This is a genomic window from Martelella sp. HB161492 (assembly GCF_013184775.1).
Taxonomy (GTDB): Bacteria; Pseudomonadota; Alphaproteobacteria; order Rhizobiales; family Rhizobiaceae; genus Martelella.
Window position 1 is genome coordinate 42,930 of record NZ_JAATVV010000019.1, and the last position, 8,826, is coordinate 51,755.

Below are 8,826 nucleotides of genomic sequence, written 5' to 3' on the forward strand. Positions count from 1 at the left end.
CCGCAGGCTCAGTCGCGGGAAATGCCGGGAGCGACGTTGCGATACCAGCCATCATTGACCGCCGCTTCCCATTCGCCATCCGGGAAAGCCGGAATGGAGCTCGGGATGATGTCGGCGTTGGCCGTGCGGGTCTCCTCGCTCAGATAGCTCCATTCGATCGCCGGGAAACCGGCAATCTGCAGCACGATCTGCTCCTGAACCTCCGGCGAGATCAGGACATCTGCGAGTTTCAGCGCAGTATCGCGATGCACCGAATTGGACGGAATGGTGCAGAAGGCATAGCCGCCGACAAAGGCGAGGTCCTTGAGCTGGGTAAGCTTGATATTGGGCGGCAGCTCACCCGATCGCATGCCGGTAAGTGCCTGGTCGGACCAGGCCGGAACCATGGAGACGACACCGGAAACCAGCAGCTGCAGCGACGCCGTGTTGCCGGCAGTGTAGGAACCGTTCTGATACATGGATGGCCCCAGATCCTTGAGGATATCCCAGGCCGGGGTGAGCATCGTCTCACCCTTTTCCTTGGTGTAATTGTCGGCGGTAAACAGCGAAGGGTCGCGGCCATTCGCTTCATGAATGGCGCGGCGGACGAAATTGCCGCCAGCACCGCCCTTGTCGGGACGGTTGTAGATGAACTGGCCCTCATTGCCCTTGATGAAGGCGGTGAGCTCTTCCCATGTGGTCGGCGGCGTTTCAACGCGATCGGCATCATAGGCGAGCACGACCTGCGAGCCACGATAGGGAAGACCGAAATCGGTATCGATCGCCAGGCTGGAGAGCTTGGCATAATTGTCCATGTTGGCATCGGCAAAGTCGACCCAGAGACCAGCCTCGATGCCGCCGACCGTATTGCGCGGATTGAAGGCTTCCATCAGGTCGATCTGCGGATCGCTCTTGGTCTTCATTGCCGCCAGCGCACGATCGGCAAGCGCCATCATGCCTGAATTGCCATTGGCAACCGTGACGTTGACATCAACATCGGGCATCGAGGTTTTCAGCGCCGGCACGACGACATTCGACCAGAAATCGGCAATATTCTGGTCAGAACCAACAATGACCTCGACCGTTCCATCAGCTGCGAAGGAAATGCGGGGGGCAAGAACGAGAGCTGCGGCGGCAGCGGAGGCAGAGGCAAGAAATTCGCGACGTTTCATAGACATGTTCCCATCTTTTGTTGATTTGATATCTTCAGTCACTTGTTTCATTCAACGCGTTGAGGAGATCGCTCTCCCCGGGCAGACCGTGTCCACCATGAGCCGTCACCGCAGCGGACCCGCAGGCAACCGCTGCGCCGAGGACATTCGAAAGGCTCCAGCCCTTCAGCAGGCCATAGACAAAGCCGGCATTGAAACTGTCGCCGGCACCCGTGGTATCAACGACCGTGACGGGCAAGGCAGCCTGTTCCATCTCCGCGCCGTTGACCCGCGCGATCGCCCCCTTGGCGCCGCGCTTGAGAATAACGGCCGGCACATGAGCGGACAGAGCTGCAAGCGCCTCGCGGCAATCGGCAAGGCCGGTCAGCCGGGCTGCTTCCGTCTCGTTCAGGAAAAAGACGTCGAGATGGCTCAGGATCTCCGTCAGCCCTTTGTCCTGAAGCCCCTCATCGACATGCTGGCAATCGAGGCAACACAGCACACCAAGGCTGCGGGCATGGGCGAAAAGGTCGGCCAGTCCATCGCGGCAGGTCAGCCCCTGCACCAGCAGGACGCGCGGGCGGAGCCTGTCGATATGCTGGCGCGAAGGCAATGTTTCCTCACCGGCGAAATGGCTGATGAAGCCGCGGTCTTCAGGCATGGAAAACGCCGCACTGACCCGGATACGCGGTTCCGCGCGGCGCTGGACGAGGCTCGTATCGATGCCAAGCCTTGCCGCCTCGGCCAGCATGAGCTGGCTGAAGATGTCGCTGCCGGCTTCGCACCACCAGCCGGCCTTGATATTGAGGAGCCGGAATGCCCGCGCCGTGGTGAAATTCGCCCCGGCAACCGCCTCAAAGCCATCTGACCAGATATCGCTGCCAAGCGTCGGAGGGCTGCGCAGGCCGGAAAAGATCAGGTCATAATAATACTCGCCGACCAGCAGCACCTCATGGGGACGATCCGGATCAGACGGCAGCTTCAGCTCCATCAGCGCCATTCTCCGGCAAATTCGGCATGGGTCGACAGATATTCGTCGACCAGCGGCTCGGCACGCGAATAGGAGAGAACCAGCGGGTGGGCGACAAGAGCCTCGACCGCCAGATCGCGGCTTCGTGTGGCAATCGCACGGACCGCCAGACGCTCATAACGCTTGATGTTGTGGATCAGCTGGGCGGGACCGTCAGGAATCGCGCCGATCTTCTTCGTCCTGATGCCATCGCCATCGACCACGCAGCTGACCTCAACGACATCATCGTCTGCAAGTCCCTCAATAGCGCCGCCATTGCGCAGATTGAGGCCGATATGGCATTCAACACCGGTCTGCAGCGCGTCAATAATGTTCAGAGCAACGCCTGCATAACCTTCGCCGACACCATCAGCCGCTTCCGAGCCGACCGCACGGATGGCCTTGTCGGCATCCTCCATGCTCGGCGCCTCTGGCCGAGCGTAATGCATATAAGTCGCTTCGCGCCGCTGTTCATAGGCGAAATAGGCTGAAAGCGCTGCTTCGGCATCGCGGTCGACACCGATCGCCGAGAGCTGCGCGACCAGATCGCGGTTGAGGTCACGCACCTCTTCGCCACGCGTGCGGGTATCGGCCTGAATATCGCCCAGCGCCTTTTCAGCATAGTAGAAATAGTAGAGATATTCGTTCAGCCACAGGCGATGGCGGCGGATGATCGCCGGATCGAAAATGCGCTGCGGCGTTTCGGCCAGAAAACTGTCATCGTCAAGAAGCCCCTGCAGGACCTCCTTGCCATCAACATAGGCCGCCCGCGTATAGGACAGGTGATTAAGCCCGAACACCTCCGCCTGAACCTCGCGCACGGAGACATCGAGTTTCTGGGCGACGGCTTCCTGCGCGGCGTTGGCGCCATCGCAGATGCCAACGACACGGTCAAAGCCGGCATCACTGAGGGCCTGGGCCACCAGGCCAGCCGGATTGGTGAAGTTGAAAAGCCAGGCATCAGGGCTGACGCGCTTCAGCAGACTTGCATATTCCGTAATGACGGGAATGCTGCGCAGAGCCATGGCGAAACCACCCGGCCCGGTCGTCTCCTGCCCCAAAACTCCATGCGAGAGCGCGATACGCTCATCCTTGACGCGGCCATCCTCGCCACCAGGCCTGACCGTGGTCACCACATAGTCGGCCCCCTCAAGCGCCCGCTCGGCGTCAAGCGAGGTGGTGATACGCACCGGAGACTGGACGCGACGGGTAATCTCCGCAGCTATTCCACCAAAGATCTCCAGCTTTTTCGCATCGACATCATGAAGGCAGATCTCCTTCAGCCCGCTGCGTTCCGCCCGGCGAAGGGCCGATGCCACAAAAAGGGGAGACCTTACGCCGCCGCCACCAATCAAAGTCAGTTTCACGCTTGCACCTCAGATATAATCTGCGATGAGTGAACCTGTTATAACCAGATATGTCAAGATAGGCTGTTGCCTTGAACCGCATTTTCATGCAACCAGTGACACGGGGAAATTTTTGCGGGAAACGATGTCTGCTCGAACACCATCCATCAGCAGGGAAACCATGGATCAGCTGGACCGAATGCGCCCGCTCGATCGTAGCGACCAGCAGCCGCTTTACCGTCAGGTGAAAGCGAGCATTCTCGAGGCGATCCGCGACGGCTCTCTTGCGCCCCACGCCAAGCTCATGTCGGAGCGCGAGCTTGTCAATTTCTATGGCGTCAGCCGCATCACCGTTCGTCAGGCGCTGATGGAACTGGTGCAGGAAGGACTTCTGCAAAGCCAGCCAGGCAAGGGCTTCTACGTCACGGGCAAGCACGAACCTTTCGAGCTTCACCTGCTGAAGAGCTTCACCTCAAATGCCATTGCCAAGGGCATGACCCCCGGCAGCCGGCTGATCGAGGCGAAGATCTGTCCGGCGCCTGCCGACATCACCCGGGCACTTTATCTGCCGGCGGCGGCGGACGTCGTGCTCTTGAAACGGCTGCGGACGCTCAACGGGACGCCGGTCGTCATTCAGTATGACTGGCTTGAACCCGGGCGCTGCCCTGGCCTGGTGACGCTGGACTGGTCCACCGGCAACCGCTCGCTCTACAAGGAACTCCACGAGCGCTACGGTCTGAGGCCGATGCGCGGACAGACGACCATCAGCGCGCGCTGCCCGGATGCGGAGGAAGAGCAGCTGCTTCAGCTTGAGCCGCGCTCTGCTGTGCTTACGCTCGACCAGGTCGCCTATGACGACGAAAATTACCCAATCAACGTCTCGACATCCATCCATCACCCGCAACGCTATCCGCTGAGCATCCAGCAGGGCGAATAGCGCATCCTGCCCCAAGGCTGCGGCGGCGGATATGCGCGGACCGCTGCGCATGCGCTGCCCCACCGCGATCAGCTTGACGACCGTTGATATCTGATTGAAAGCGCCAGCCCGGCCTTCTGGATGCGCTGTGCAAATCGCAGCTTCAGGTCCGCACGTCGTTTGGCGGACAAGACCTTTTATCCCGCTAATTTAGCGAAAAAAATCTGGTCAACTGAATGCATCATACATACAGTGTGACATGTAAAAATTTTCATATCTATTGAGATCTCATACCGCATAGTAAGGCAATTTTTTATGCGTCAGCCCAGTGACGAGACGTATCCGCAATCTGCAAAAGCCCCCCGCCAAGACAAAAACCGTTCCGGCAAGAACAGACACTTGTCGGCCAAAACAAGGTGGATCGCATCTTCCATCCTGTTCCAGACGACGGCCCTGGCAGGCACGCTGGCAGGCGTTCCCCTGCCCTTTTACAATCGCGGTTTCTATTCAAGGGCCTATGCGGCTGCGACCTGCACGCCATCATCGACAAGCGCCTATGCCAGCAAGGATGACGACGTTTCCAACGTCACCTTCAAATGCACGATTTCCTCATCGACAACGGTGACATCGCCGCAATATGCCTATGGCGGTGCGATGACCTGGTATCGGTCCCCAACCCCTAAATATTCCGGCAGTTATGGCTATTACAACGATTACGATCGGTTCCCCGAACACGGTCAGCGCGGGCTCACTATTTCGCTGTATAATTATGCCGATATCAGCATTACCGAAACCCAGGATATCTCGGCGCTGATTGCCTTTGATGCACCCTACGGCACCAATTACTATTCCAAGAGCCAGTCGGATGCCATTCGAGTCATCTCTTTCGGCAGCAATACTCACTCCGGCGGTGACGACAAATACAGCGCCGGCGGAGACGCAGGCGCGATCACGATTGTCAATACGGGCAGCATTGCCAGCACCGTCGGCAACGGCATCTATGCAGTCAGTTCAGGCGGCTACCCTTACAACAATGCCGATGGCGGCTCCGCCGGCGCCATCACGATTACCGATAGCGGATCGGTTTCGGCGGCCGGAACGGCAATCCTGGCAATCAGCCGCGGCGGGGCTTCGTCCGGTGGAACCGGCGGCAGCGGCGGCACGGTCACCATTACCGTTTCCGGCGACGTCGACACGATCACGTCTACATCCGCAGGCGGCGGGATCTTTGCGGCCTCATATGGCGGCAACAATCTCTATCTGAGCGAAAAGCGTGTTTATGAATATTGGGGCAACTTGTACCAGAACTATATTCAGGGTGGTACAGGCGGGAATGCCGGCGACGTTTCCGTCACGCTCGGTTCCAGTACCAACGTGTTCAGCGGCTCGATCATCACAACGTCATCCGCCAAGATCGCCAGCATCTGGACCCAGACCGGGCGGACCAGCGGCGCGGCGATTTCCGCAATCAGCTATGGCGGCTGGGGCAACATGATCCAGGCCAGCGCCACAGTCTTTGATGGAGGAGACGGCGGAAATGTCTATGTAACGATCTACGGCGCCTCCACCACCACACTCAAGACCTCCGGCGACCATTCCGACGGCATTTTCGCGGCGAGCTATGGCGGTGCCAGCGTTTATGGCTATGGACATGGCAAGGCAGGCGGAACAGCCGGCAATGTGGCCGTGTCGCTGACCGGCGGCGGGACGATCTATACGGCGGGCGCGCATTCGAGCGGCATCGTTGCCATGTCGCTGGGCGGCGCCGGGCAGGAAACGACCAAAGCCCAAAGCACCTCATCCAGTGGCGGTGTGGCGGGCAATGTCACCGTCAAGAATGATTTCGCCATTACGACGAAGGGCAACTATTCAAACGGGATCGTGGCCATTTCCGCCGGATCGGGCGGTGGCCTCTATGAATGGAGCGGTTACGAGGCGTTCAACTGGGGCAGCTACAGCCTTGGCTCCAATACCAGCGGCAATGTCAGCGTCTATAACTATGCCTCGATTGTAACCTACGGCGTCGATTCCCATGGCATTGTCGCCATGTCGATCGGCGGCGGCGGCGGTATACTGACCTCAACCTCGACGCTTTCCACAGACAGCTATGGCGCCCTGACCTCCAGTAGCAGCGCCCAGACGCTTGGCGGATCGTCGCAATCCGCAGATGCGGCAGCCGTCCTTGTCATCAACAAGGGATCGATCACCACCCATGGCGGCTATTCCTCGACGGATACGGATACCGATTCCAGCACCGATATCGGTGGCGGCATCGCAATCCTGGCCCAGTCGATCGGCGGCGGCGGCGGCAACAATGTCGGCAAGGGTGCCTCAGGCTATGTCGGCGGCAAGGGCGACGCCGATGGCGGCGGCACCGGCTCGGATGGTTCAACCGTCACGGTGAAGAACTATGCCACGCTGACGACCTATGGTTCGGAAGCGCACGGCATCGTGGCACAATCGATTGGCGGCGGCGGCGGCACCGGCCGCAACAACGTGGGTTTCTTCTATGCCGTTGGCGGCACAGGCGGATCCGGCGGCGATGGCGGCACGGCAAAAGTCTACAATGAGTCTGATATCGTCACCTATGGCGACTATGCCTCCGGCATCATCATCCAGTCGATCGGCGGCGGCGGCGGCACGGGCGGCTCTGCCACGGCATGGTCTGTTTTCGGTGGCTCTCTGGCCATCGGCGGAAGTGGCGGATCCGGCGGCGATGGCGGCGATGCGATCTACGAGAAAAGCAGCAGCGGAACGGTCACGACATCAGGTGATGGCGCGACGGCGGTCATCGTGCAGTCAATCGGCGGCGGCGGCGGCACGGGCGGTGCGGCAAAATCGGAAACCTCCGCCCTTGCCTTTACCATGGCCGTTTCAATCGGCGGACAGGGTGGCGAAGGCGGTGATGGCGGAACTGCGACGGCCTATGCAGCGGGAACCATCAAGACATCCGGGACGGACGCCACCGGCCTGCTGGTGCAGTCGATCGGCGGCGGCGGCGGCGATGGCGGAACATCAACGGCAAGCGCGCTCGCGCTCGGCGTACCACTGGACAGCAGCGGCCACGCCTTCTCGCTGTCGATCACGAATTCCATCGGTGGTTATGCCGGGGACGGCGGTAATGGTGGTGACGCCAAGGCCTGGGTGGAAAAAAGCGGTTCGATCGTGACAACGGGCGATGGTTCGAACGGCTTGGTGGTTCAATCCATCGGCGGCGGGGGCGGCAATGGTGGCGATGCCACGGCCTCTTCTGCGACAGCGACAATCGCCAGCATCATGGCCGAGCTTTCCGGCGACTGGGCCGAGATCAAGGAGGCAACCGCCGACAAGACCTTCACGCTGAAGGTCGACAGCACGGTCGGTGGAACGGGGGGCGATGGCGGAACCGGCGGCTACGCCTACGCCCATAATATGGGCTACATCTATACCGGCGGAAATTTCGCCACCGGCATGCTCGTGCAATCGATTGGCGGTGGCGGCGGAACCGGCGGCAGTGGCGAAAGCGACACAATCGGCTTCTTCGAGGATTCGTCCGTTGCAATCTCTGTCAATCTCGGCGGCGGTTCCGGGTCTGGCGGCGATGGCGGAACGGCAAAGGCGGGGGTTGCCGATTCAGGCATCCTTGTTACCAAAGGCAACAACTCCAATGCACTCGTCGTTCAGTCGATCGGCGGCGGCGGCGGTATTGGCGGTGCCGGCGGCGGCGATATCGAGGCCGATACGACCGTCACGATCAGTGCCGGTGCGACGGGTGGCGACGGCGGCGACGGCGGCAAGGCCTATGCCTGGAACAATGGCAAGATTGTCACCTCGGGCGATGCCTCCAGCGGTGTCGTTGTCCAGTCCCTCGGCGGCGGTGGCGGTATTGGCGGCTCCGGCACCAGTTCCGTTTCCCATGCGAACTCGATCGACGCCGAACTGAAGGAATTCGAGAACTACCACATCTCCCTCGTCTATGCCGGGACGGTGGAAACCAAGCTGTCGGGCACTGCGGCCGCATCCGGTGGCGACGGCGGCAATGGCGGCATGGTGGTCTTCGGCACCAGGGTCAAGGGCAGCTCCGATTATTCCTACGGCAGCATCACGACGTCCGGCGCCCTTTCCCACGGCGTCGTTGCCCAGTCGATTGGCGCCGGCGGCGGCACCGTATCGCTCAGTTCGAACCAGACCACCACCGAGAATGTTCTCGTCAACAGCATAACGGTCGATGCCTCCATTGCCCTTGGCTCAACATCGTCCGAAACCGGCGGAACAGGCGGTTCCGTCTATGCCTATGTCTCGAACATCTACACCTCAGGCTTTTCTTCCATCGGCGTCATTGCCCAATCGATTGGCGGCGGCGGCGGCATCGGCGTGATGAGCGGCTATGCGCCGACATCGCTTGCCGTGACGCTGGGTTCAACGGAATCGGACGCGGATGAAAGC

General features: G+C 60.4%; 4 protein-coding genes and 1 pseudogene. 2 read left to right on the top strand and 3 right to left on the bottom strand.

Annotated elements, in window-relative coordinates; all coding sequences use genetic code 11:
- Positions 1–8 precede the first annotated feature (8 nt).
- Genes HCK86_RS22790 through HCK86_RS22800 form a run of 3 tightly spaced genes read right to left on the bottom strand, consistent with a single transcriptional unit; the run spans position 9 to position 3,506 of the window.
- Complete coding sequence (locus HCK86_RS22790) at positions 9–1,151, bottom strand: extracellular solute-binding protein (protein ID WP_176086799.1); 1,143 nt, start codon at positions 1,149–1,151, stop codon at positions 9–11.
- A gap of 34 nt (positions 1,152–1,185) precedes the next feature.
- Complete coding sequence (locus HCK86_RS22795) at positions 1,186–2,121, bottom strand: PfkB family carbohydrate kinase (protein WP_176086796.1); 936 nt, start codon at positions 2,119–2,121, stop codon at positions 1,186–1,188.
- Complete coding sequence (locus HCK86_RS22800) at positions 2,121–3,506, bottom strand: 6-phospho-beta-glucosidase (protein WP_176086797.1); 1,386 nt, start codon at positions 3,504–3,506, stop codon at positions 2,121–2,123. Before HCK86_RS22800 ends, HCK86_RS22795 begins: the two co-directional genes overlap by 1 nt.
- A 160-nt stretch (positions 3,507–3,666) precedes the next feature.
- On the opposite strand from HCK86_RS22800, the gene HCK86_RS22805 reads away from it, so the two are divergent.
- Entirely contained in the window at positions 3,667–4,422 is a 756-nt protein-coding gene (locus tag HCK86_RS22805; RefSeq protein WP_176086798.1) for a GntR family transcriptional regulator, read from the top strand.
- 378 nt (positions 4,423–4,800) lie between these two features.
- Positions 4,801–8,826, top strand: a pseudogene (locus tag HCK86_RS22810) (autotransporter outer membrane beta-barrel domain-containing protein); the annotation flags it as partial.